Genomic DNA, 23,094 nt, shown 5'->3' with positions numbered 1-23,094 from the left:
CCGGTCGCCTCAGCCGCCGAGGCCTGCCCGCCGCACCGCATCGCCCATCGCCGCGAACGCCTCTTCGAGGATCGGGCGCGGGGTCGCGAACACGACCCGGACGAAGCCCTCCGCACCGTGCCCGAGCAACCGACCTTCGGTGAGCACGACCCCGGCCTGCTCGCGGAAGAACTCCGCCGGCGGCCCCGGGATGCCGAGCGCCCGGGTGTCGATCCAGCCGATGTACGTGGCATCGGGCACCCGGTACACGGCGCCCGGCAGATGCTCCGCCACCAGCGAGGCGAGCTCACGCCGCGACCCGTCGAGGTACTCGAGCACGTCGGACAACCAGGGCTTGCCCTCGCGATACGCGGCCGTCGAGGCCACGACGCCAAGGGTCGACGCCCCGTGCTGCACCGCGAACCCGAACCGCTTGTACAGCTGCTGATCCGCGTCGTTCGAGGTGATGAGCTGCGCGGTCTTCAGCCCCGGGATGTTCCACGCCTTCGACGCGCTCGTCCCCGTCACCGTATGCGCGGCCGTCGCCTCCGACACCGACGCGTACGGGACGAAGGGCGCCCCGTCGTAGCGCAGCGGCGCGTGGATCTCATCCGCGAACACCCGCCCGCCGTGCCGCTCGACGACCTCGGCGATCGCCTCGAGCTCTTCCCGACCGACGATCGTTCCCGTCGGGTTGTGCGGGTTGCAGAGCACGAGCGTCCGCGCCCCCGCGGCGAACGCCTCGTCGATGCGCTGCAGGTCGTGCTGCCAGCGTCCGTCGACCTCCACACCCGGAACCTCGATCACCGGATGTCCGATCGCCGGCAAGTATGTCAGGAACGGCATATAGGCCGGAGTCGGCACGATCACCGGCGAACCTGCCGGTGCGTACTCCTGCACCGCGACCCCGAGTGCGGCCATCACATCGGACACCGGATGCACGCGCTCCGGGTCGACAGCCCAGTCGTACTCGCTCCGCATCCACCCCGCCGTGGCCTCGCCCAGCTCCGTGGCCTGCGGCGGTGAGAGGTATCCGAGGTTCTCATCGTCGACCGCCCGGTGCAGCGCCGCGGCGATCTCGGGCGCGACGCCGAAGTCCATCTCCGCCACCCACGCCCCGATACGACCGGGGTGCAGACTCCACTTCCGGCTCTGCGGCCTGTCGAGGAAGAGGCGGGTGCGTTCGTCGAACGGATGCGAGGAGGGATGTGCGGTCATGGTCGTGGGTTCGCGCCGGCTCAGCCGACAGCGTCCGTACAGGACAGATGCGGGGCACGGATCTCGGGCACGGGAAAACTCCATTCACAGCGGGGTCCGACCAATCTACGGACGCCCCGCCCCGGTCGCACTTCGCGTTTCCGTCCGTGACGGTGGGCATGCCCGGCCCGCGTGCACAACTCCTCAAGAACCGCCATCTTGCCCCCGGAATCGGCGCTGGCACCCCCTTCCGGCGGAGATTCTGAGGAGTTATGCACGCGCATCGCGACGGACGACGCCGGCAGCACCCCGCGGATCCCGGACCCCGCTGGTAACGTTCCCTAGATCGCAGGCATGACACCTCGGAGGGCAGTGATGAGCGAACGAGCGCGCCGCCCGACCGTGAAAGAGGTCGCGACCCGAGCGGGCGTCAGCCCCATGACCGTCTCGCGCACGCTCTCGGGCGGACTCAACGTCAAACCCGACGTGCAGCAGCGCGTGATGGAAGCCGTCGCCGAACTCGGCTACCACCGCAACGAGAACGCGCGCAGCATCCGCCCCGGCCACAGCAGCGGACTCATCGGCGTCGCGATCACGAACATCGCCAACCCGTACTACAGCACCTTCGCGCTCGGCGTCGAAGAGGAGGCCGCGCTCACCGGCCGCCGCATCCTGCTCGGCAACACGTCGGAGGATGCCGCGCGCGAAGCCGACCTCGTCGGCGACTTCCTCGGCCGCCGAGTCGACGGACTCATCGTCGTGCCCGCCGGCCCCACCTCCGCCCACCTCGCGCACTCGCAGAGCCAGGGCGTACCCGTGGTCCTCGCCTCGCGCCGCATCGACGGACTCGCGGTCGACAGCGTCGTGCTCGCCGACGACGACGGCGCGCACCGCGGCACGATCGCGCTCATCGACCACGGCCACACCCGCATCGGCTACCTCGGCAATGCGCTGTCGATCTTCACCGGTGAGCGCCGATACGCCGGCTACGTGCGTGCACTCGAAGAACGCGGACTCGCCGTCGACCCGAGCATCGTCGCCGCGAACCAGCAGACCGTCGACCAGGCCCGCGAAGCCACCCGGGCACTGCTCGGCCTCGAGCATCCGCCCACCGCCATCTTCTGCGCGAACAACCGCAACGCCATCGGCGCGCTCAAGGAGATCAGCGCCCAGCTCAACGCCGGGTCCCGCGCCGCGGCCGACTTCCCCGAGATCATGAGCTTCGACGACTTCGAGCTCGCCGAGCTGTCCCCCGTGCCCATCAGCGTGATCGACCACGACCCCCGCGAGCTCGGCCGCACGGTCACCCGCCTGCTGCTCGACCGCCTCGACGGCGGGGACCGGGATGCCGCGCCCCGCGAGGTCGAGCTGCCGGTGTCGCTCCGCTCCGTGCGCTGAGCCCGCGCCCAGGCACCTCCGTCCGGGCACCCGCTCCATCCGGACACCACTTGCATGACTCCACGCCGGATGCATGAGTGATTACCGACGCACTGTCATGCAGGTGGCCGCGGGGTCATGCAGGTGCGCCGATGAGGTGTCGCTCCGCTCCGTGGCTGAGCCCGGACTCCCCGCATCCGATCGGGTGTTGACACCCCCACACCGCGTTGATAACGTTACCAATCATCGACGAGGCAGTCGGTGAGGCGACGAGGAGGCCGGATGGAGCTGTGCATCGATTTCGGGGGCACCGAGATCAAGCTCGCCGTGATCGACGGCACCCGTGTCGTCGCTTCGGGCAGCATCCCCGTGCTCGGCAGCCCCGCCGACCTGGCCGCCGCCGCCGCCGAAGCCCGCCGACTCCTGACCGAGACCACGCGCCCTGCGGATGCCGTGGGCATCGCCGTCCCGGGCGTCGTCGACCCGACCAGCGGACGGATGCTGCACGCCAACGCGAAGTACGACTTCCTCGAGGGCCTCGACCTGAACAGCTGGGCGCTCACCGAGTTCGGCCTCCCCGCCGTGGTCGAGAACGACGCCCGGGCGGCGCTGATCGGCGAGACCTCGACGGGCAGCGCAGCCCGCGAGGGCGATGCGGTGCTCGTCACCCTCGGCACCGGCATCGGCACCGCGGCCATGATCGACGGCCTGCCCCTGCGGGGACGCACCGGGCACGCCGGCATCCTCGGCGGACACCTCACGGTCGACCTCGACGGACCGATATGCCCGTGCGGGAACATCGGCTGCGGCGAGGCGCTGGCGAGCACCTGGGCGCTCCCCTCCGGCACCACCATGACCGAGGTCTTCACGACCGACGCGCACCCCGGCATCCGCGACCGCTTCCTGCACGTGTGGGGCGCGGTCGTCACGTCGCTCGTGCACTCGTACGACCCGGCGGTGGTGATCCTGTCCGGCGGGATCCTGCGCGCGGGCGATGCGGTCCGCGCCCCGATCGAGGCCCACGTGCGCCAACACCTCTGGCCCTCGATGACGACGCCGCAGTTCGTCGTCCCCCCAGAGCCTGAACTCTCCGTCGCCCGCGGACTCAGCGTCCTCGCCCGCGCCACGACCATTCACACCGCCACACCGCAGGAGGAACAGTGACCACCCCGATCAGCGACATGCACGAAGGGCACACGACCCGAGGTCGCTACGACACCCAGCCCACCGTGGCGCTCCCCCCGGGCGAGCGCATCCTCCGCGGCACCGAGGGCTGGACCGACGCCGCCGAGCTCGCCGAGGCCTGCGCCCGCGTGACCGGCACCGCCCCCGTGCTGCTCGTCGATGCGTATCCGGGTGTCGACATCCCCGCCCTCGCGACCGCGGTGCGCGACGCCCTGCCCGACTGGACCGTCGTCGACGTCGAGACCGCCGCCCGCCCGGTCGCCGAGGTCGAGCAGCTGATCGCCCCGAACCTCACCGACGACCGCGTCTTCGGCGTGATGAGCCACTTCACCCTGACCGACTTCTACGACGCCGCGAAGCTCGACGCCCTCGCCGGCGGCATCACGCAGACCCCCACCGTCGTGATCGGCTGGGGGGCCGCGCTCCTCGCCCCGCGCCTCGATGGCGCCTCCGCGACCGTACTCGTCGACATGGCCCGCTGGGAGATCCAGCTGCGCCAGCGCAAGGGCGCCACGAACTGGCGCGCCGACAACGCCTCGGAAGACAACCTGCGCAAGTACAAGCGCGGCTTCTTCGTCGAGTGGCGCGTCGCCGATCGGCACAAGCGCAGCCTGTTCGACACGGTCGACTTCGTGCTCGACGGCAACGCGATCGCGCCGGCCGAACAGCATCCGGACTCGCCCGAAGCCGGCATGATCACCGGAAACGCGTTCCGACAGGCCCTGAAGGATGCGGCACACCGGCCGTTCCGCGTCGTGCCGTTCTTCGACCCCGGAGTCTGGGGCGGCCAGTGGATGAAGAACCTCATCGGCCTCGACCCCTCGAAGGACAACTACGCGTGGTGCTTCGACTGCGTGCCCGAGGAGAACTCGCTGCTGCTGGAGGGAGAGGGCGGCGTGATCGAGATCCCCGCCCTCGACCTGGTCTTCCGCCGCCCGGTCGACCTGCTCGGCGCGAAGACGTTCTCGCGCTTCGGCGCCGAGTTCCCGATCCGCTTCGACTTCCTCGACACGATGGACGGCGGCAACCTCAGCCTGCAGGTGCACCCGCTGACCGACTACATCCAGAACACGTTCGGCATGCACTACACGCAGGACGAGAGCTACTACATGCTCGATGTCGGCGACGATGCGGTGGTGTACCTGGGCACCAAGGAGGGCATCGACCGCACCGAGATGCTGCAGGATCTGGCGACGGCGCAGGACGGCGAGCATCCGTTCCCCGCCGACAAGTACGTCAACTCGTTCCCGGCCCGCAAACACGATCACTTCGCCATCCCGGCCGGCACCGTGCACTGCTCAGGCGCGAACTCGATGGTGCTGGAGATCTCGGCGACGCCGTTCATCTTCACCTTCAAGCTCTGGGACTGGGGCCGCGTCGGCCTCGACGGTATCCCCCGCCCCGTGCACCTCGACCACGGCGCCCGCAACATCCAGTGGGACCGCGACACGACCTGGGTCGGCGACAACCTGATCGACCAGGTGCAGACGATCCGCACCGACGGCGACGTGATCGAAGAGAGCACGGGCCTGCACGAGCTCGAGTTCATCGAGGTGCGCCGGCACTGGTTCACCGGCGGCGCCGACCACGACACCGAGGGCACGGTCAACGTGCTCAACCTGGTCGAGGGGGATGAGGTGCAGGTCGTCAGCCCGACCGGCGCCTTCGAGCCCTTCGTCATCCACTACGCCGAGACGTTCATCGTCCCGGCCGCGGTGGGGGCGTACCGGATCGAGCGCACCGAGAACTCGCGCAGCGCCCGCTTCGCGACCGTCAAGGCGTACGTGCGCGGCTCGCGCACGAGCGACAACTGAACACGGAAACCGCACACAGCAACCCGAACGCAGCACCCGCAATGACGCACCATCCGCGAGGATCCCGCGAGGGAATCCCTTGCACCGCACTCATCACCTTGGTAGCGTGAACCCAGATTTATGGTAACGATACCAAACGAACAAGGGAGTTCTGAATGATTTCGCGACGCACGATCGCCGCTGCCGCGGCCGGTCTCCTCCTCGGCACCCTGGCCCTCGCCGGGTGCTCCGGCGACTCCGGATCCGGAGACGCCGGAGAGGTGACCGGCACGCTCAACTTCTACACCGACAAGGCGGCGTGGAAGCCCGACTTCGAGTCGCTCAACGAGGTCAGCGGCGAGGCCGTCGACATCACCCTCAAGACCACCGGCTACTCGGACGCGAACCAGTACGACGCCTTCATCAAGCAGTCGTTCCGCACCGACAAGTCGCCCGGCCTGTTCACCTGGCACACCGGCGACTCGCTCAAGCAGCTGGTCGACGAGGGTCTGGTCGCCGAGACCACCGACATCTGGACCAAGGCCGTCGACGAGGGCTGGGTGAGCGAAGACCTGCGCGACAGCTACACCTACGACGACAAGCAGTACTGCGTGCCGATGAACATCGCCTACTGGATCATGTTCTACAACAAGGCCGCCTTCGCCGACAACGGCATCGAAGTGCCCACCAGCTGGGACGAGCTGAACGACGCCGCCGAGACGCTGAAGGATGCCGGGGTCACCCCGTACTACCAGACCAGCGTGCTCTTCACCTTCCAGTGGTTCCAGCACCTGGTCGCCTCGACCGACCCCGACCTGTACGCCGGGCTCACCACGGGCGACGTCAAGTACACCGACCCCGAGATCGTCGACGTCATGAACGTGTGGCTCGAAGAGCAGGAGGCCGGCTGGTTCAGCGACGCGGGCAGCACCACCGATCCCGCGGTCGGCCTCAAGCAGGGCGACTACGCCATGATCAACTTCGGCACGTTCTTCGCGGGCAACCTCGAGGGCGCGGGCATGACCACCGACGACTACGGGATGTTCGCAATCCCGGCCGTCAACGACGACCTCGACGCCACCCCGGTCGCCGTGGAGTCGGGCCCGATCTGCACCGCCGAGAACTCCAAGCAGCGCGACCTCGGTCTCGCCTACGCCGAGTGGTGGATGTCGCCCGACGCGCAGACCGCCTGGAACGACGCCCACGGAGACGTGGCGTTCAACCCGAAGGCGAAGGTCGCGGACCCCGCTCTCGCCGAGCTGGGCACCACCATCGCCGGTGATGACTACATGCTGTACGACCGGTTCTTCGAGGCCATGCCGACCGAGATCGTGACCACCGCGATCGAGCAGTTCGGCGCCTTCAACGCCAACCCCGGCGACCCGATGCCGTTCCTGGAGAAGATCCAGGCCACGGCTGACAAGTACTGGGCAGAGCAGGAGTAAGCGTCGGATGGCGCATCAGAAGTCGCCGTACCAGTGGTCCGCCCGGGGCTTCATCGCCCCGGGCGTGATCCTGGTCGCGATCCTGCTCTACCTCCCGCTGCTGTGGACGGTGTTCCTCAGCTTCACGAAGTACAACGGCCTCGGCAGCCCCGACTGGATCGGGCTCGACAACTACGTCGAGATGTTCACCGACGGCGACTTCGTGGGCTCCGCGATGAACACCGTGCTCTGGGTGATCGGCACCCTGATCATCCCGGTCGGCATCGGCCTGGCGATCGCCCTGCTCACCTGGAACCTCGGCGGCGGCATCTGGCTGCGCCTCCCCTTCCTCATCCCCTACGCCCTCTCCGGCATCGGCGTCGGCGTGGTGTGGTCGTTCATCCTCTCCTCCGGCGGAGCACTCGACCAGGCCCTGGCCGCGTTCGGCGTGACCGACCCGCCGCGGTGGCTGCTGGATGCTCCGCTCAACACGATCGTCATGATCATCGCCTCGTCGTGGCAGGGCGTCGGCGTGAACGCGCTGCTGTTCACGATCGGCCTGCAGGCCATCCCGAAGGAGCCGCTCGAGGCCGCGCGCATCGACGGCGCCGGCGGCGTGCGCCTGTTCACCAGCATCCTCTGGCCGATGCTCCGCCCGCTCACGGCGGTGGTCGTCGGGCTCTCGATCGTCGCGAGCCTCAAGACCTTCGACATCGTCTGGGGCATGACCAAGGGCGGACCGGGCACCGTCTCGGAGACCCTCGCGCTGACGATGTACAAGGAGACGTTCGTGAACAGCGACTACGGACTCGGCTCGGCGATCGCGGTGTTCCTCACCGTCATCACCCTGGTCGCGTCGGTGCTGTACCTGCGTCAGCAGCTCTCCCCGAAGAAGGAGATGTGATGTCGAAGATCATCCGCACCGCCGTCCTCGTCATCCTCGGAATCGTGTGGCTGCTGCCCGCGTACCTCCTCGTCGTGAACGCGATGAAGGACCCGATGACCTTCACCTCGAAGGAGTCGTGGATCCCCACCGAGTTCCACCTGTTCGAGAACTTCGCCGACGCGTTCGAGCTCTCGGGACTCGGCGACAGCATCCTCAGCACCCTCATCTACTCGATCGTCTCGCCGACCATCGCCGTGCTCGTGGGCGCCGCCGCCGGGTACGCGATCGTGGCCCTTCGGCTCAAGCGCGGCTTCCTGTGGTTCGTCGTGATCTTCGGCGGCACCGTGTTCCCGCTGCAGATGGTGCTGCTGCCGCTGTTCGACGCCTACTCGCGCATCGGACTCTTCGACACCCGCGTGGGCATGGTGATCATCTACACGGTGATCTCGATCCCGTTCTCGGCCTTCGTCATGCGCAACTTCTTCACCGGCGTCGCGCACAACGTGTTCGAGGCCGCGGTGCTCGACGGTGCCACCACCTGGCGCATCTTCGTGCGGCTGTACCTGCCGATGGCGTCGAGCGCGCTGGTCGCGATCTTCATCCTGCAGGCGACGTTCGTGTGGAACGACCTGCTGCTCGGCCTCACCCTCAGCCAGTCCGACGACATCCGCCCCATCATCACCACCCTGTCCGGCATGCAGAGCACCTATGGCGGCGCGCAGATGTCGGTCGTGCTCGCCGCGGCCGTGCTCGTCTCGCTCCCCACCGTGATCCTGTTCCTCTGCACGCAGCGGTTCTTCGCCAAGGGCCTCGCGCTCGGCCAGTACTGACCCCCTCTCCCGCCCCTCGAAAGGCATCATGCATCCGCTCATCCCCACCGTCGAGGACCTCGCCGCCGATGCGGTCACCCACCACTACGACGACATGATCGCGCCGACCGGCCTCACGAACATGTTCGGCACCGTGCGCGTCGACCACGACCTGACCGCGATCAGCGCCGTGCAGTTCCCGCCCGTGTCGCAGGGGCTCACCCAGACCGCGGTGCTGTTCGTCGACGGCCGGCTGTTCGCGTCGTACGGCGTGCCCGTGACGCACGAGTGGCGGGCGGACCGGGTGGTGCGGCGGGCGACCGTCGGTGAACTCGAGATCGAGACGACGACGGTGTGCGTGCCGGGGAAGACGGCGGTGGCGATCGACATCGCCGTGCGGAACACCGGATCGCAGGATCGGGAGGTGCGGATCGGGCTCTCGGCGGCCGCCCGGGTCACGCGCTCGCAGGAGGCCTGGCTCGACGCGGAGTCGCCCTCCGAGCGCGACACCGCGACCGTCGACGGCGAGCGCCTGCTGTTCTCGTCGGCGGATGCGGCGGCCTGGAGCGCGCAGGGCCTGGCGGGCGGATCGGCGGCGCTGAGCGGGGTGGCCTCGCTTCCCGAGGCGTTCGACACCGGCATCGGCGGGAACGGCCGCGGCGGCGAGCTGTCGGTGGCCCTCGCCGTGCCGGCCGGGGGCGCCGCGCACACGGCCTACGTGCAGGCGGTCGGGATCTCCCGCGACGATGCCGCGCGCACGTATGACGCCGTGATGGCCGACGTGCCCGGTGCGGTCGCCGCGGCCGAGGAGTTCTGGAACCGGCAGCTGCACGCCGCCTTCGACCCCGACGACGGGGAGTTTTCCGGGGCACTGCCCGTGCTGGAGACGGCATCCGCGCCGCTGCGCCGCCTGTACTGGTGGGCGGTGCTCGGCGTGATCTGGTTCCGCCGCGACTTCGCCGGGAACGTGCTCGGCCGCTCGTACGACACCCTCATGCCGAACTACTGGGGCACCACCACGTTCATCTGGGACTACAGCCTGAGCTCGGTCAGCCACGCGCTGCTCGACCCCGCCGAGATGCGGAACCAGGTGCGGCACTGGATCTCGCTCGACATCCACTCGCACTTCGGCACCTCTTCGCTCACCGGCGGGCCGGTCGGCCGCTGGTACTCCGTGAACGACTACGCCATGACCCGGCTCGTGCACGACTACGTGCGCTTCACCGGTGACACCGCGTTCCTCGACGAGATCGTCGGCGATCAGACGGTCGCCGAGTCGGTGCGGCAATGGGCGATGGCGTGGAAGAAGTTACGCCGAGGCACGGCCCTCGCCGATTACGGCGAGATCGACAACCTGCTGGAGTGCGTCAGCTCGTACACGCACGAGGTCGCGAGCCTCAACGCCGCGAACGTCTGGAGCATGCGGACGGCCGCCGCGCTCGCCGAGCTGCGGGGAGACCTGTCCGGCGGTGCGGAACTGCGCGCGGAGGCCGACGCCCTGCTCCCGGCCGTGATCGAGCGCTACCTTCCCGGAGAGGGCATCTTCACCGCGGGACAGCCCGACGGCACGCAGCTGCCGGTGCGGCACTGCTACGACTTCAGCGTGGTCGGCACGACGATCGCCGACGACCTCGCCCCGAGCATCCGCGACGAGATGGTCTCGTTCTTCCAGCGCGAACTGCAGACCGACAACTGGATGCGCGCGCTCTCGCCGTGGGACCCCGACGCCAGCTACAGCCCGCGGCCCGACCACCAGTGGAACGGCGCCTACCCCGCCTGGCCCGCGGATGCCGGACGCGCTCTGGCCGCTCTCGGCGCTCCCGAGGTGCTCACCTCGTGGGTCGAGGGGCTGTCGCGCACGGCGAACCAGGGCCCGATGGGTCAGGCGCATTTCGTCGAGGAGGCCGTGCCCGGCATCAACGGCGGCGCGCGCAAAGCCCCACCCCAGCTGCCGTACATCATCGACTGGTCGTGCTCGTCGTCGGGCGCCTGGGTCGAGCTCGTGATCGAGGCCCTGTTCGGCGTCTCGGTCGCGGCCGACGGCACGGTGCGCGCGTCCGGCTGCGTCGCCGCACTCGACCCGCACGCGGTGCTGCGCGGCCTGCGTGTGGGCGAGAAGACCTACGACATCGACGCCTCCGGAGGGATCACCGAGACCCCAGGGCTCTGAACCGTCCCCGCAGTCTCGTGCGTTGAGCGACACTTCGACTCGCTGGCGCTCGCTCAGTGCAGGTCTCCGCGAGACGAAACGCCCCACGCACGACCCTGCAACACGAACACGAAGGAGTGATCGAGATGAGAAGACGCATGATCGCGGCGGGACTCGCCGCCGCATCCCTGTGCGCGGGAGCGCTGTTCGCCGCCCCGGCGAGCGCGGCGGTTCCGGCCGGAGGCGGGCACGGCAACGGGCACGGACACGGCCAGTGCTCGCTGGTCGACAAGACGCTCACGGCGACATCGAGTGTGAACCAGAACCTGACCGAGACCTTCACGACCTATGGGAACACCGGCGGGGAATGGACCGGCGGCGACAGCACCTACTCGATGCCGCTCGGCAAGGGGAAGACCGGCTGGTTCTTCTCGGACACGTTCCTCGGCACCGTGAACCCCGACGGCTCGCGGCCGACCGACTCTCCGTTCGTGAACAACTCCGTCGTGGTGCAGGACCGCCGTGGCGACCTCACGACCATCACCGGCGGCACCCCCGACGACCCGGCCGGCATCATCCCGCCCGAGCCCGACGGCAAGTGGTACTGGATCGGCGACCCGACGCCCGGCCGTCACGGCACGGTGCAGGTGCCGCTGCTGCAGTTCGCCCGCACCGGCACGGGGCAGTGGGACTTCGCGTGGACCGCGAACCGGCTCGCCACGCTCGACGGTCAGACCCTGCAGCTCGAGGGCATCGTGGACCTCCCCTCGGCGACCGGCATCAACTGGGGCTCGTGGACCCTCGAAGAACGCGGCACGACCTACATCTACGGCATCGCCGACCCCGGGGGAGTGCGCTCGGCCTACGTCGCGAAGGTGCAGGGCAAGGACGGCTTGAAGGGCACGTGGACGTACTGGAACGGCACGACCTGGTCGGCGAACGAAGCGGATGCCGTGCCCGTGGTGCCCTACGTCGCCAACGAGTTCAGCGTCGCCCCCTTCCGCGACGGCTACCTGCTCGTGACGCAGGACACGTCGGAGCTGTTCAGCACCCGCATCGTCGCGCGCACCTCGTGCTCGCCGACCGGTCCGTTCACCGACCCGGTCGAGCTGTACCGCACGCCCGAGACCGGGGCGCTCGGCAGCTACGGAGACCCCGACGTGTTCACCTACAACGCGCACGAGCATCCGAATCTGCGTCAGGGCAACCGCATCCTCGTCTCCTACAACGTGAACACCTTCGACAACGTGGGTGACGTGTACGACGACGCCTCGATCTACCGTCCGCGGTTCATCGACGTGCAGCTCAAGGTCACCGGATGACGGATGATCGCGCGGCGCTCCGGGGGCTGCTCGCCTCCGGGGCGCCGGTCACCTGGGTGTTCACGGGCGACTCGATCACGCACGGGCTGATCCACACGCGCGGTGCCCGCAGCTACGTCGACCACCTGCACGAGCTGATCCGCGGCGATGCCGGACGGGTGCAGGATGCCGTGATCAACACGGCGATCACCGGGTGGCGGACCGACCTGATCCTGGGCGACTTCGACCGTCGCGTCGCCCATTGGCGGCCCGACGTGGTGACGCTCATGATCGGCACGAACGACTGCACCACCGAGTGGCTCGACCCCGTGATCGAGGTGTCGGCGTTCGCGGAGTCGATCGCGGAGTTCGTGCGGCGGGTGCGGGAGGGCGGGGCCGTGCCCGTGCTGCAGACGCCGCCGACCGTCGACCTCCTGCACGCGCCCGACCGTGCCCGCATCGGCGAGTTCGCGCAGGCGATTCGAGATGTGGCTGCGCGGGAAGGCGTGGTTCTGGTGGATCAGTACGCCGCGTTCGCGGAGTTCTCGGCGGGAACCGGTCCGGGCAACGAGGGCGTGCCGTGGGGGCTGCTCGACGACGCGTTCCACCCGAGCGCGGCGGGGCATGCCCTGCTCGCACTCGGGTGGGCCGAAGCGGTCGGGATCGGCGGCGCCGGGTCGCCCGTGCTCGCGGAGCTCGCGGCGCGGATCGCTGTCGCGCGGCATCCGCAGTGGCCTCCCGTGTGACGCGCGGCGTGCCGGGTTCGCGCGGGGCGGCGTGCCGGGTGGGGCGGTACACCTGTCGGGAGTTCGGACGGATGCAGGAGCGAAACGCCGCGAACCCTCCTGCATCCGTCCGAACTCCCTGCATCCGTCCCGGGAAAGGGTACGTCGCGGGTCAGCCGGCCTGCACGTCGAGCACCCAGGTCACGCCGAAACGGTCGGTGAGCATGCCGAAGCCGGCCGACCAGGCCGAGGCTGCCAGCGGCTCGACGACCGTCGCGCCCTCGGCCAGACCGTCCCAGTACCCCCGCAGCTCGTCGAGCGAATCCGCCCGCAGCGACTGGAAGAACGTGCGGTCGGTGATAGTCGCGCCGTTCTCTCGGTGCGTCGACCCCGCGGTGGCTGCCGGGTCCGGGTCGTCTTGCCCCGGGATGTCGTACGCCATCAGCCGGATCCCCTCCGCGGTCTCGAGCTGCCCGAACACGATCTTGTCGAACCCGGGCACTCCCTCCGGCATGCCGAACTGGCCGTATGTCGCGGCGGTGACCTCGCCGCCGAACACGGACCGGTAGAAATCGAGCGCCTGTCGAGCCGTGCCGCGGAAGTTCAGGTGGGTCGTGGTGTTGATGGTCATCGGTCTCCCCTTCTTGTGCGGCCCGCCGTTAGGAACCGCCTGAGAGAACGATCACAGGGGTAGCGGTCGGTTTCTGTCCTCTACTGCGGGCAGACTGAACCCATGACCGGAAGCTCGTCGCGCATGCTCGCCCTGCTATCGCTGCTGCAGACGCCGCGCGACTGGCCGGGACTCGTCCTCGCCGAGCGACTGGAGGTCAGCCCGCGCACGGTGCGGCGCGATGTCGATCGCCTGCGAGAGCTCGGCTACCGGATCGCTGCGGTCAAGGGTCCGTACGGCGGCTACCGCCTCGAAGCCGGATCCGAGCTGCCGCCGCTGCTGTTCGACGATGACCAGGCCGTCGCTATCGCGGTGGCGCTGCAGACCGTCCCCTCCAGCGGCATCGACATCGAGGAGGGCGCGGCGCGGGCGCTCGCGACCGTGCGGCAGGTGATGCCCTCACGACTGCGGCACCGTGTCGACGGCATCCGCTTCACGGGTGCCACTGCCGATGTGCGCGTCGATCCGGCGGTGCTCGAAGCGGCGAGCGCGGCCGTGCGCGACCGCCAGGTGCTGCGCTTCGACTACGGCTCCGACCGCGACCGACCTGCCCGTCGCACCGAGCCGCACGCGGTGGTCGCCCGCGAGGGCCGCTGGTATCTGCTCGCGTGGGATCTGGAGGTTGCGGATTGGCGTACCTTCCGGCTGGACCGGATGCAGCCGCGCACCCCTACCGGACCCACGTTCAGCCCGCGTCCGCTGCCGGCGGCGGATGCTGCGACGTATCTCGCGGCTCGGGCGAAGGGGGCGGCGGCCGAGGATCGCTGGCCGTGCGTGGGCGAGGTCGTGATCGCACTCCCTGCCCGCGAGGTCGCACCCTGGGTCGACGATGGCGAGCTGGAGGAGCTCGCCGACGGCACATGCCGCATCACGGTCGGCTCCTGGTCGTGGGTCGGGATGCTCGCCGCGGTCGCCCGGTTCGATGCGCCGTTCACGGTGGTCGGCCCAGTGGCGTTGCGGAAGGTCGCGGGGGTTCTCGCGGCGCGGTTTGCGGCGGCGGACTCTTCCTCCTGATCCAGGAGTTTTTACGAACTTCTCCCATTCTCTGCAGCTGCGTCGCCACGGGACGGAATCACTGCAGTCGATGACGTTCACTAGTGCGATGACAAACTTTGCCATCGGTATTAGCGTGGAGGTATGGCCACGATGAACATCTCTCTTCCGGACGCGCTGAAGGACTTCGTCGAAACGCAGGTGGCCGAGCGCGGCTACAGCAACAGCAGCGAGTTCATGCGTGAGTTGATCCGCCATGAGCAGGCCCGCGAGCAGCTGCGATCCCTGGTTGTCGACGGGATGACGTCGGGGCCGGGTTCCGAAGTGGACCAGGCGTACTTCGATCGCCTCCGAGACCGCGTCCACGCAGACGCCGCCGACGCGTGACTGCGGGGCGAGTCGTCACCACCAGGCGGGCGGATGAGGACATCGACGGCGCGGTCACGCGCTACCTCGGCGAAGCAGGGCCGCCGGTCGCGATCGCGTTCATCGACGACCTCCAGCATGCGCTGAGCCGGCTCACTGCGTATCCCTCGCTGGGATCGGCGCGCTTCGAGCTGGTGACCGAGATTCCCGACATCCGCGCCTTCCCTCTTCGAAACCATCCGTACCTCGTCATCTACACAGATGATCCGGACGCCGTGCGAGTCCATCGCGTGCTTCACACGAGGAGAGACATCGCTGCCGCCCTCACCGAGAGCGATCGTGACACCGCGTGGTCGCGACTCGTGCGCACCGGAAGAGTCACCCTCCCCACGAAGAAGGGCGCCCTGTCGCACCCACCGCAGCGACAGGACGAGACATCCGCACAGATCCTCGACGCCATCCGCGCCGACCGCATCTGACCTCCCGCTCTCGCGGGAGAGCCGCCTCACCCGCGCCGGTAGACTGAGCATGCCCCGCCGGCCCCTTCCTTTGGAGTGCGCGTGACCACCGCCCCTGCACCTTCCCCCCAGCACGTCCCCGACTCCGTCGAGAACGCGATCGCGACGCCCGAGAAGGAGCAGCCGTACGCGGCCCTCGGACTCAAGCCCGACGAGTACGAGCGCATCAAGGAGATCCTCGGCCGTCGCCCCACCTCGGGCGAGCTGGCGATGTACTCCGTCATGTGGTCGGAGCACTGCTCCTACAAGTCGTCGAAGAACTACCTGCGCCGCTTCGGCCAGAAGGTCTCCGACGAGATGAAGGAACGCCTCATGGTGGGCATGGGCCAGAACGCGGGCGTCGTCGACGTCGGCGAGGGCTGGGCCGTCACCTTCAAGGCCGAGTCGCACAACCACCCCTCGTTCATCGAGCCCTTCCAGGGTGCGGCGACCGGCGTCGGCGGCATCGTCCGCGACATCATCTCGATGGGCGCTCGCCCGGTCGCGGTCATGGACGCCCTGCGCTTCGGTGCGGTCGACCACCCCGACACCGCCCGCGTCGTGCACGGCGTGACCAGCGGCATCAGCTTCTACGGCAACTGCCTGGGTCTGCCGAACATCGGCGGCGAGACGGTCTTCGACTCCGTCTACCAGGCCAACCCGCTCGTGAACGCGCTCGCGGTGGGCGTGCTGCGTCACGAAGACCTCAAGCTCGCGAACGCGACCGGCGTCGGCAACAAGGTCGTCCTGTTCGGCGCCCGCACGGGTGGCGACGGCATCGGCGGCGCGAGCATCCTGGCCTCCGACTCGTTCGACTCCACCGGCCCGACCAAGCGTCCCGCGGTGCAGGTGGGCGACCCGTTCGCCGAGAAGGTGCTCATCGAGTGCTGCCTCGAGCTGTACCGCGGCGAGCTCGTCGAGGCGATCCAAGACCTGGGCGCCGCCGGCATCTCGTGCGCGACCAGCGAGCTCGCGGCCAACGGCAACAGCGGCATGAAGGTCTCGCTCGACAACGTGCTGCTGCGCGACCCCACGCTCACGGCCGAGGAGATCCTCATGTCGGAGTCGCAGGAGCGCATGATGGCGATCGTCGCTCCCGAGAAGCTCGATGCGTTCCTCGAGGTCGTGAACAAGTGGGAGGTCGAGACCTCCGTGCTCGGCGAGGTCACCGGCGACGGACGCCTCATCATCGACTGGCAGGGCGAGCGCATCGTCGACGTCGACCCCTCGACCGTCGCGGTCGACGGCCCCGTCTACGACCGCCCGGTCGCCTACCCGACGTGGATCGACGCCCTGCAGGCGGATGCCGCCGAGAACCTGCCCCGCGCGAACGACCCCGAGACGCTGCGCGAGCAGTTCCTCGCCCTCGTCGCCTCGCCGAACCTGGCCGACACGAGCTGGATCACCAACCAGTACGACTACTACGTGCTCGGCAACACGGCCCTCAGTTTCCCCGACGACGCCGGCATGATCCGCGTCGACGAGGAATCGGGCCTCGGCTTCGCGGTGTCGACCGACGCCAACGGCCGCTACTGCCAGCTCGACCCGTACGCGGGCGCCCAGCTGGCCCTCGCCGAGGCGTACCGCAACGTCGCCGTCACGGGCGCGGTGCCCACGGCCATCACCGACTGCCTGAACTTCGGCTCTCCCGAGAACCCCGAGGTCATGTGGCAGTTCGGTCAGACGGTCGACGGCCTGGCCGACGGATGCTACGAGCTCGGCACCCCGGTCACCGGCGGCAACGTCTCGTTCTACAACCAGACCGGCGACGTGCCGATCCACCCGACCCCGCTCGTGGGCGTGCTCGGCATCATCGACGACGTCTCGCGCCGCATCCCCTCCGGATGGCAGGACGAGGGTCAGAACATCTACCTGCTCGGCACCACCTCGACCGAGCTCTCGGGTTCGGCCTGGGCGGACGTCGTGCACGACCACCTCGGCGGACTGCCGCCGAAGGTCGACCTCGCCGGCGAGAAGCGCCTCGCGGGTCTGCTCTCGGCCGCCCGCGATGAGTGGCTCATCTCCTCGGCGCACGACCTCTCCGAAGGCGGCCTCGCGCAGGCACTCGCCGAGGGCGTCATGCGCTTCGGTGTCGGCGCCCGTGTCTGGCTGAACGAGATCATCGAGAGCAACGGCGTGGATGCCGCATCCGCCCTGTTCTCCGAGTCGACAGGTCGCGTGATCGTGACCGTGCCGCGTGAAGACGACGTGAAGTTCCGCGGACTCTGCGAGGGACGCGACTACCCGGTGATGCGCATCGGCGTGACCGACACCGAGGGCGCGAAGCTCGAGGTGCAGGACGTCTTCACCGTGTCGATCGCCGAGCTGCGCGAGCGCTCGCAGGCCACGCTCCCCTCGTACTTCGGTCCGACGGTCACCGAGGTCAGCGCATGAGCGACGTGAGCCGGCAGAACCCGAACGACGAGGACTACGGCGACCTCGGCGAGAAGCGCAACCGTCGCATCCGCATCGTCGCGTGGACCGTGATCATCGCGCTCATCCTCGGCGGTGGCGGCGCGACCGTGATCACCCTCATCCTCGGCTGAGAGCGGTCGACTCCTCCGCGCCCGGGTCGCAGTTCCGCACCCAGGTCGCACGGATTCCAGGATTGCGTGCGACCTCGATGAGAGAGTGCGACGCGAGTCTGCCTGGCGTACCCTCGGGCGGGAACGGAGGATCCATGACCATCCACCTCAGAGACGTCGCCACCGACGAAGACATCGAGGGGTACCTGCTCGGCTCGCCCGTGAGCATCATGCGCGAGTTCATCACGACACCCGGTCGAGGACCACGTCTGCATCGGCATCCGTACGCCGAGACGTTCGTGATCCGCCGGGGCCGCGCGCTGTTCACGGTCGGCGACGATCAGGTGGTCGGCGTCGGAGGGCAGATCCTCGTCGTGCCCGCCCTCGTCTCCCACCGCTTCGAGGTGCTCGACGGCGGCACATACGAGGCCACGCACATCCATGCGAACGACCGCTTCGTCACGGAGTGGCTCGAGTAGCTCGGCGCGACGCGCCCTCGACGCTCAGCGGGCGAGGAGATACCGGACCAGGTCGACGACCCCGTCGGGATCGCGAGCCTCACGGCCGAGGGATTCCACGATGATCGCGCCGAGGAGGGCCCTGCCGATCTGAGCGACCGGTGCATCGGCCGGCAGCTGCCCGTCTCGGATTCCGCCGCGCAAGCGCTCCGACAGGTGCTGCTCCACCCCGAGGCTCTCACTGAGATGCACGCCGACGTCGGCGTCATCGGCGGCGGCCGCGACGAGCGAACGCAGCAGTGCATCCCCCTGCGGAGCCTCCAGGATCGACAGCACCGAACGCAGCCAGGTCTCGACGTCGGCGAGCAGGTCGCCCGTGTCGGGCACGACGAAGTCCACGGGGATGAGACGCCCGTCGACCAGGCAGTCCGCGATGAGCGCACCGCGCGAGGGCCACCAGCGGTAGATGGTCTGCTTGCCGACTCCGGCTTCCTTCGCGATGCCCTCGATCGTCAGCCGGTCGTACCCCTGCGCGTGGAAGAGTCGCGAGGTCGCATCGAGGATCGCTTCACGCGCCGCAGTACTGCGCACGGGCCCGCTCCGATGCTCGTTGACCATGCGTTCAGGATAGCCACAGATCGCTAGACGAGACGTGCCGTATGATCTTCGAGCCTGAAGGAGACCACTGTGGCATCACTGCTCTACCGTCTGGGTTCGTTCGCTGCGCGCAAGGCGTGGACGGTGATCGTGTCGTGGGTCCTGATCCTCGGCATCGGCGTCGGCGCCTTCCTCACCCTCGGCGGCACGCTCAGCAACAGCTTCGACATCCCGGGCACCGCGTCGGGCGCGGTGACCGACGAGCTCGCCGACAAGCTCCCGGATTCCGCGGGCGGCACCGGAACGGTCGTCTATCGCACCACCGACGGTTCGGCGTTCACCGACGAGCAGAAGGAGGAGATCTCCGACCTCGCTGCGAGTGCCGAGGATCTCGACGGCGTCGCGTCCGTGATCGACCCGTTCGACGCGCAGCAGCAGCAGGCCGACCGTGCGAAGGAGCTCGCCGACGGCCAGAAGCAGATCACCGACGGCCGCGCCCAGCTGGATGCCGCGCAGACGCAGATCGACGAGGGTCGGGCACAGATCGAGGCCGGCCTCACTCAGCTCACGGCCGCGCGCACCCAGGCGGAGCAGGCCGGAGCGGGCCCGGAGCAACTCGCCGCCCTCGACGCCCAGCTGGCGGCACTGAACGCCCAGGCCGCCGACCTCGAGGCCCAGAACGCGAAGCTCGACCAGTCCCGCATCACCCTGCAGGAGAACGCCGACCAGGCGGAGTTGGGCTCGACCCTCCTCGACCTGGCCGACGGCATCGGCGTGGTGTCGGAAGACGGGTCCACCGCGATCGTCAACGTCTCGTTCGTCGACCCGCGCCTCGAACTCTCCGAAGAGGTCAAGCAGGGCACGATCGACCACTTCGCCTCCGCTCCGATCGACGGCACCGAGGTCGACTTCGGCACCGACATCGCGCAGGGCGTGCCCGAGATCTTCGGCGTCGGCGAGGCGGTCGGTCTCGTGTTCGCCGCGATCGTCCTCATCGTGATGCTCGGCTCGCTCATCGCCGCAGCCCTCCCCATCGTCACCGCCATCGTCGGCGTCGGTGTCGGAGTCACGGCATCCCTCGCGTTCTCCGGCGTGGTGGACATGGCGTCCGTGACACCGGTGCTGGGCGTGATGCTCGGCCTCGCGGTCGGCATCGACTATTCGCTCTTCATCGTGAACAGGCACCGCAAGCAGCTGCTCGCCGGCGTTGCGGTGCGCGAATCCATCGACCTGGCCACCGGCACCTCCGGCACGGCCGTCGTGTTCGCCGGAACGACCGTCATCGTCGCGCTCCTCGCGCTCAACGTGACCGGCGTCCCGTTCCTCGGGCTCATGGGCACGGTCGGCGCGGTGTGCGTCGCGGTGGCCGTGCTCGTCGCGATCACCCTCGCGCCCGCCATCCTCGGGCTCGTCGGCGACCGTCTGCTCAGCCGCCGCGCTCGCGCGATGGTCGGGCAGGAGCACGCCGCGGGCAAGCCGGTGAAGCGGATGTCGACCCTGCGCGCCGTCGTCACGACGCTCGTGAGCGTGGTCGCGCTGCTCATCATCGCGATCCCCGCGATGTCGATGCGGCTCGGGCTGCCCGACGGGTCGAGCGAACCGAGCGACTCGACCAGCTACCGCGCGTTCCAGACCGTCGACGAACAGTTCGGCGAGGGCGCGAACGGCCCGCTGCTGGTCACCGCGACCCTCGACGACGCAGTCACCGACGACGATCTGCTCTCCACGCAGGTCACGATCGCGCAGGCCATCGCCGACCAGGACGACGTCGCGGCGGTCGCGCCGATCGCCACCTCCGACGACAACACCCTCCTCGCGTTCCAGGTCGTCCCCGAGGAGGGCCCGAACAGCGCCTCCACCGAGCGGCTCGTGCAGGACCTGCGCTCGATGCCGGCGATAGCCGACGGGATCACTCTCGGCGTCGCCGGTCAGGCCGCGATCAACATCGACATCTCCGAGGCTCTCGCCGGGGTCCTGCCGCTGTACCTCGTGGTCGTGGTCGGGCTGTCGCTGCTCATCATGATCGTGGTGTTCCGCTCGCTGCTGGTGCCCCTCATCGCGACCGGTGGCTTCGTGCTCTCGCTGTTCGCGACGTACGGCCTGATCGTCGCGGTGTTCCAGTTCGGGTGGGGCGCCGAGATCATCGGGCTGCACAGCACCGGGCCGATCCTGAGCTTCCTGCCGGTGATCCTCGTCGGCATCCTGTTCGGACTCGCGATGGACTACCAGCTGTTCCTCGCCTCCGGCATGCGCGAGGCGTATGTGCACGGCGCCTCGGCGCGCGATGCCGTGGCCCAGGGCTTCCGTGCCGGCCGCTCGGTGGTGACCGCCGCCGCCCTCATCATGGTGTCGGCGTTCGGCGGGTTCATCTTCTCGGAGTCGACGATCATCCGCTCGATCGGGTTCGGCCTCGCGTTCGGTGTGCTGCTCGACGCGTTCGTCGTGCGGATGCTGCTGATGCCCGCGCTCATGCATCTGCTCGGCCGCTCGGCGTGGTGGCTGCCGCGCTGGCTCGACCGCATCCTGCCGAACGTCGACATGGAGGGCGCCGCCCTCGAACGCGATCACCCCGGCATGAAGGCCGTGGCCGTTCCGACGACGACCGACTCGGTGCCGACGAGCGGGCACTCCGCCTGAGGCGCCCGCGTCGCAGATTCGCGTCGAGGTCGCGGAGTTCCGCCTGGATCCTGCGGCCTCGATGCGAAAGTGCGACGGGTGAGGCCGGGGTGTCGGCGGGGATGCCTAGAGTGGGCGCATGAGTTCTGACCCCCGCGCGCTGCTGCAGGAGCTGCGCGTCCAGGCCGAGGCCCGGGTGCAGGCCACGGCCGCAATCCTCGACGAGCTCACCCACGACCGCGAGAGCTCGAACGACGACGACGAGCACGACCCCGAGGGCGTCACGCTCTCGTCGGAGTGGTCACGGCTGACCGGGCTCGCCGAGGCGGCAGCATCCGAACTCCGACAGGTCGACGATGCGCTGGCGCGAATGGATGCCGGCACCTACGGCGTCTGCGCGAACTGCGGCAGGCCGATCCCCGCGGCACGACTGCAGGCCCGACCGTTCGCCGAGTACTGCGTCGCCTGCGCCGAGAAGCTCGGGCACTAGCCCTGACACGGGTGGCGAGCACGAGTAGCATCCCACCCATGCCCATCACACTCGAGAACGTCGGGATCGCCGTGCGCGACCTGGAAGCCACCATCTCCTTCTTCACCGACCTCGGCCTCACGGTGCTCGGTCGCGACGAGGTCAGTGGGGAGTGGGCGGCGACCGCGGTCGGACTCGACGGCAACCACGCGAAGATCGCGGTGCTGCAGACCCCCGATGGGCGCGGCCAGATCGAGCTGTTCGAGTACATCCACCCGGATGCGATCGAGACGGAGCCGACCCTTCCGAACGAGATCGGTATGCATCGCATCGCCTTCTCGGTCGACGACATCGACGAATCGCTCGCGATCGCTGCCCGTCACGGCTATCACCCGCTGCGCGGCGTCGCGAACTACCAGGACGTCTACAAGCTCACGTACCTCCGCGGCCCCAGCGGCATCCTCGTGATGTTCGCGCAGGACCTCACGAAGAGCTGACCGCGGCAGAACGCGTCATAAGTCGCCGTACACGGCCCGACGGTGCGCAACCCGGAACACGGTCACCAGCACGACGTCGTCGACGACCGCGTAGAGCACACGGTGATCGCCGATCCGGATGCGCCAGGCGTTGTCGAAACCGGTCAGCTTGCGGACACCGCTCGGACGCGGCTCCTTCTCCAGCGCGGCGATGCCGGCGAGGATGCGACGCCTGACCTGGGGGTCGAGCTTCCGGATCTCCTTCGCGGCCGGTGCGGTGAACTCGACGCGATAGGCCGTCACGAGAGTTCGGCGCGAAGCTCGTCGAGCGAGACGCGCTCGCCGTCATCCGCGGCCTTCGCCGCACGGAACTCCGCCGCATCACGCGCGGCCTCCAGTTCCTCCAACAGCTCGAGGTCGTCGACGCTGATCACGACGGCGGTGAGCTTGCCATGGCGCGTCACCCCGACGCGCTCCGACCCGTACGCGACTCCGCCCAGCACATCGGCGAGACTGTCGCGAAGATCCTTGGAGGGGATGCTGCGGGTGAGAGTGGTCATGCCTCCATTATAGGCATAAGCGACTTTAGAGGCATTATGCAC

At 68.9% G+C, this 23,094-nt stretch carries 23 protein-coding genes; 18 read left to right on the top strand and 5 right to left on the bottom strand.

The features are described 5' to 3' along the window. Positions 1 to 9: 9 nt before the first annotated feature. Complete coding sequence (locus tag ACCO44_RS01385; RefSeq protein ID WP_372467952.1) at positions 10 to 1,197, bottom strand: MalY/PatB family protein; 1,188 nt, start codon at positions 1,195 to 1,197, stop codon at positions 10 to 12. A gap of 354 nt (positions 1,198 to 1,551) precedes the next feature. Between ACCO44_RS01385 and ACCO44_RS01380 the strand changes: the two genes are divergently transcribed. The 9 genes from ACCO44_RS01380 (at position 1,552) to ACCO44_RS01340 (ending at position 12,846) form a co-directional block, all read left to right on the top strand. Beyond that, positions 1,552 to 2,574 (top strand): LacI family DNA-binding transcriptional regulator, encoded by a 1,023-nt coding sequence (locus ACCO44_RS01380; RefSeq protein WP_372467951.1) that lies wholly within the window; start codon positions 1,552 to 1,554, stop codon positions 2,572 to 2,574. A gap of 261 nt (positions 2,575 to 2,835) precedes the next feature. After that, the gene (locus tag ACCO44_RS01375) at positions 2,836 to 3,717 is read left to right on the top strand and encodes an ROK family protein (protein ID WP_051662483.1); all 882 of its coding nucleotides are present in this window, start codon (positions 2,836 to 2,838) and stop codon (positions 3,715 to 3,717) included. Next, on the top strand, positions 3,714 to 5,552 hold the full coding sequence (locus ACCO44_RS01370; RefSeq protein ID WP_372467950.1) for a class I mannose-6-phosphate isomerase: 1,839 nt from the start codon (positions 3,714 to 3,716) through the stop codon (positions 5,550 to 5,552). Before ACCO44_RS01375 ends, ACCO44_RS01370 begins: the two co-directional genes overlap by 4 nt. Before the next feature lie 155 nt (positions 5,553 to 5,707). After that, positions 5,708 to 6,976 (top strand): ABC transporter substrate-binding protein, encoded by a 1,269-nt coding sequence (locus tag ACCO44_RS01365; RefSeq protein ID WP_167633658.1) that lies wholly within the window; start codon positions 5,708 to 5,710, stop codon positions 6,974 to 6,976. 7 nt (positions 6,977 to 6,983) lie between these two features. Next, on the top strand, positions 6,984 to 7,859 hold the full coding sequence (locus ACCO44_RS01360; RefSeq protein WP_029263960.1) for a carbohydrate ABC transporter permease: 876 nt from the start codon (positions 6,984 to 6,986) through the stop codon (positions 7,857 to 7,859). After that, positions 7,859 to 8,671, top strand: coding sequence for a carbohydrate ABC transporter permease (locus ACCO44_RS01355; RefSeq protein ID WP_167633656.1), 813 nt, complete (start codon positions 7,859 to 7,861; stop codon positions 8,669 to 8,671). Before ACCO44_RS01360 ends, ACCO44_RS01355 begins: the two co-directional genes overlap by 1 nt. A 28-nt stretch (positions 8,672 to 8,699) precedes the next feature. Continuing rightward, positions 8,700 to 10,820, top strand: a complete 2,121-nt coding sequence (locus tag ACCO44_RS01350) for a hypothetical protein (RefSeq protein ID WP_372467947.1) — start codon at positions 8,700 to 8,702, stop codon at positions 10,818 to 10,820. 125 nt (positions 10,821 to 10,945) lie between these two features. Then, positions 10,946 to 12,121: a DUF4185 domain-containing protein gene (locus ACCO44_RS01345; RefSeq protein ID WP_372467945.1), complete on the top strand. Its 1,176-nt coding sequence runs from the start codon at positions 10,946 to 10,948 to the stop codon at positions 12,119 to 12,121. Continuing rightward, complete coding sequence (locus ACCO44_RS01340) at positions 12,118 to 12,846, top strand: SGNH/GDSL hydrolase family protein (protein WP_372467943.1); 729 nt, start codon at positions 12,118 to 12,120, stop codon at positions 12,844 to 12,846. Before ACCO44_RS01345 ends, ACCO44_RS01340 begins: the two co-directional genes overlap by 4 nt. A gap of 151 nt (positions 12,847 to 12,997) precedes the next feature. Here ACCO44_RS01340 and ACCO44_RS01335 read toward each other — a convergent pair whose 3' ends face one another. Beyond that, positions 12,998 to 13,456, bottom strand: coding sequence for a VOC family protein (locus ACCO44_RS01335; RefSeq protein WP_372467942.1), 459 nt, complete (start codon positions 13,454 to 13,456; stop codon positions 12,998 to 13,000). A gap of 102 nt (positions 13,457 to 13,558) precedes the next feature. Here ACCO44_RS01335 and ACCO44_RS01330 point away from each other — a divergent pair, with 102 nt between their 5' ends. The 6 genes from ACCO44_RS01330 (at position 13,559) to ACCO44_RS01305 (ending at position 18,355) form a co-directional block, all read left to right on the top strand. Beyond that, positions 13,559 to 14,509 (top strand): helix-turn-helix transcriptional regulator, encoded by a 951-nt coding sequence (locus ACCO44_RS01330; RefSeq protein WP_372467940.1) that lies wholly within the window; start codon positions 13,559 to 13,561, stop codon positions 14,507 to 14,509. A 123-nt stretch (positions 14,510 to 14,632) separates the two neighbouring features. Further along, on the top strand, positions 14,633 to 14,875 hold the full coding sequence (locus ACCO44_RS01325) for a ribbon-helix-helix protein, CopG family (RefSeq protein ID WP_029263097.1): 243 nt from the start codon (positions 14,633 to 14,635) through the stop codon (positions 14,873 to 14,875). Further along, positions 14,872 to 15,333: a type II toxin-antitoxin system RelE/ParE family toxin gene (locus tag ACCO44_RS01320; protein ID WP_081859997.1), complete on the top strand. Its 462-nt coding sequence runs from the start codon at positions 14,872 to 14,874 to the stop codon at positions 15,331 to 15,333. The genes ACCO44_RS01325 and ACCO44_RS01320 overlap by 4 nt, the downstream gene beginning before the upstream one ends. 81 nt (positions 15,334 to 15,414) lie before the next feature. Further along, a complete protein-coding gene (purL, locus tag ACCO44_RS01315) occupies positions 15,415 to 17,745 on the top strand; it encodes a phosphoribosylformylglycinamidine synthase subunit PurL (RefSeq protein ID WP_372467938.1) in 2,331 nt (776 codons plus the stop codon). Beyond that, entirely contained in the window at positions 17,742 to 17,897 is a 156-nt protein-coding gene (locus tag ACCO44_RS01310; protein ID WP_372467937.1) for a hypothetical protein, read from the top strand. Before purL ends, ACCO44_RS01310 begins: the two co-directional genes overlap by 4 nt. A gap of 134 nt (positions 17,898 to 18,031) precedes the next feature. Beyond that, positions 18,032 to 18,355: a cupin domain-containing protein gene (locus tag ACCO44_RS01305; protein ID WP_105711765.1), complete on the top strand. Its 324-nt coding sequence runs from the start codon at positions 18,032 to 18,034 to the stop codon at positions 18,353 to 18,355. A 24-nt stretch (positions 18,356 to 18,379) separates the two neighbouring features. On the opposite strand, the gene ACCO44_RS01300 is transcribed toward ACCO44_RS01305, so the two are convergent. Further along, positions 18,380 to 18,952, bottom strand: coding sequence for a TetR/AcrR family transcriptional regulator (locus ACCO44_RS01300; protein ID WP_372467935.1), 573 nt, complete (start codon positions 18,950 to 18,952; stop codon positions 18,380 to 18,382). Positions 18,953 to 19,021: 69 nt separating this feature from the next. On the opposite strand from ACCO44_RS01300, the gene ACCO44_RS01295 reads away from it, so the two are divergent. The 3 genes from ACCO44_RS01295 (at position 19,022) to ACCO44_RS01285 (ending at position 22,513) form a co-directional block, all read left to right on the top strand. After that, complete coding sequence (locus tag ACCO44_RS01295; protein WP_372467934.1) at positions 19,022 to 21,568, top strand: MMPL family transporter; 2,547 nt, start codon at positions 19,022 to 19,024, stop codon at positions 21,566 to 21,568. Between the two features lie 118 nt (positions 21,569 to 21,686). Continuing rightward, positions 21,687 to 22,037, top strand: a complete 351-nt coding sequence (locus ACCO44_RS01290) for a TraR/DksA C4-type zinc finger protein (protein ID WP_262003678.1) — start codon at positions 21,687 to 21,689, stop codon at positions 22,035 to 22,037. Between the two features lie 38 nt (positions 22,038 to 22,075). Next, a complete protein-coding gene (locus tag ACCO44_RS01285; RefSeq protein ID WP_029263104.1) occupies positions 22,076 to 22,513 on the top strand; it encodes a VOC family protein in 438 nt (145 codons plus the stop codon). Positions 22,514 to 22,528: 15 nt separating this feature from the next. Here ACCO44_RS01285 and ACCO44_RS01280 read toward each other — a convergent pair whose 3' ends face one another. After that, the gene (locus ACCO44_RS01280; protein ID WP_372467933.1) at positions 22,529 to 22,795 is read right to left on the bottom strand and encodes a type II toxin-antitoxin system RelE/ParE family toxin; all 267 of its coding nucleotides are present in this window, start codon (positions 22,793 to 22,795) and stop codon (positions 22,529 to 22,531) included. Then, a complete protein-coding gene (locus ACCO44_RS01275; protein WP_029263106.1) occupies positions 22,792 to 23,052 on the bottom strand; it encodes a type II toxin-antitoxin system prevent-host-death family antitoxin in 261 nt (86 codons plus the stop codon). The genes ACCO44_RS01280 and ACCO44_RS01275 overlap by 4 nt, the downstream gene beginning before the upstream one ends. Positions 23,053 to 23,094: the final 42 nt, after the last annotated feature.

The sequence above is a fragment of the Microbacterium maritypicum genome, assembly GCF_041529975.1.
In the GTDB taxonomy this organism is placed as follows: domain Bacteria; phylum Actinomycetota; class Actinomycetes; order Actinomycetales; family Microbacteriaceae; genus Microbacterium.
This window is presented reverse-complemented; position numbering and strand designations above follow the sequence as displayed.

Coding starts and splice junctions, on each gene's coding strand:
- ACCO44_RS01385 (WP_372467952.1), bottom strand. CDS start 1,197: ATGACCGCACATCCCTCCTCGCATCCGTTCGACGAACGCACCCGCCTC.
- ACCO44_RS01380 (WP_372467951.1), top strand. CDS start 1,552: ATGAGCGAACGAGCGCGCCGCCCGACCGTGAAAGAGGTCGCGACCCGA.
- ACCO44_RS01375 (WP_051662483.1), top strand. CDS start 2,836: ATGGAGCTGTGCATCGATTTCGGGGGCACCGAGATCAAGCTCGCCGTG.
- ACCO44_RS01365 (WP_167633658.1), top strand. CDS start 5,708: ATGATTTCGCGACGCACGATCGCCGCTGCCGCGGCCGGTCTCCTCCTC.
- ACCO44_RS01360 (WP_029263960.1), top strand. CDS start 6,984: ATGGCGCATCAGAAGTCGCCGTACCAGTGGTCCGCCCGGGGCTTCATC.
- ACCO44_RS01355 (WP_167633656.1), top strand. CDS start 7,859: ATGTCGAAGATCATCCGCACCGCCGTCCTCGTCATCCTCGGAATCGTG.
- ACCO44_RS01350 (WP_372467947.1), top strand. CDS start 8,700: ATGCATCCGCTCATCCCCACCGTCGAGGACCTCGCCGCCGATGCGGTC.
- ACCO44_RS01345 (WP_372467945.1), top strand. CDS start 10,946: ATGAGAAGACGCATGATCGCGGCGGGACTCGCCGCCGCATCCCTGTGC.
- ACCO44_RS01340 (WP_372467943.1), top strand. CDS start 12,118: ATGACGGATGATCGCGCGGCGCTCCGGGGGCTGCTCGCCTCCGGGGCG.
- ACCO44_RS01335 (WP_372467942.1), bottom strand. CDS start 13,456: ATGACCATCAACACCACGACCCACCTGAACTTCCGCGGCACGGCTCGA.
- ACCO44_RS01330 (WP_372467940.1), top strand. CDS start 13,559: ATGACCGGAAGCTCGTCGCGCATGCTCGCCCTGCTATCGCTGCTGCAG.
- ACCO44_RS01325 (WP_029263097.1), top strand. CDS start 14,633: ATGGCCACGATGAACATCTCTCTTCCGGACGCGCTGAAGGACTTCGTC.
- ACCO44_RS01310 (WP_372467937.1), top strand. CDS start 17,742: ATGAGCGACGTGAGCCGGCAGAACCCGAACGACGAGGACTACGGCGAC.
- ACCO44_RS01305 (WP_105711765.1), top strand. CDS start 18,032: ATGACCATCCACCTCAGAGACGTCGCCACCGACGAAGACATCGAGGGG.
- ACCO44_RS01300 (WP_372467935.1), bottom strand. CDS start 18,952: ATGGTCAACGAGCATCGGAGCGGGCCCGTGCGCAGTACTGCGGCGCGT.
- ACCO44_RS01290 (WP_262003678.1), top strand. CDS start 21,687: ATGAGTTCTGACCCCCGCGCGCTGCTGCAGGAGCTGCGCGTCCAGGCC.
- ACCO44_RS01285 (WP_029263104.1), top strand. CDS start 22,076: ATGCCCATCACACTCGAGAACGTCGGGATCGCCGTGCGCGACCTGGAA.
- ACCO44_RS01275 (WP_029263106.1), bottom strand. CDS start 23,052: ATGACCACTCTCACCCGCAGCATCCCCTCCAAGGATCTTCGCGACAGT.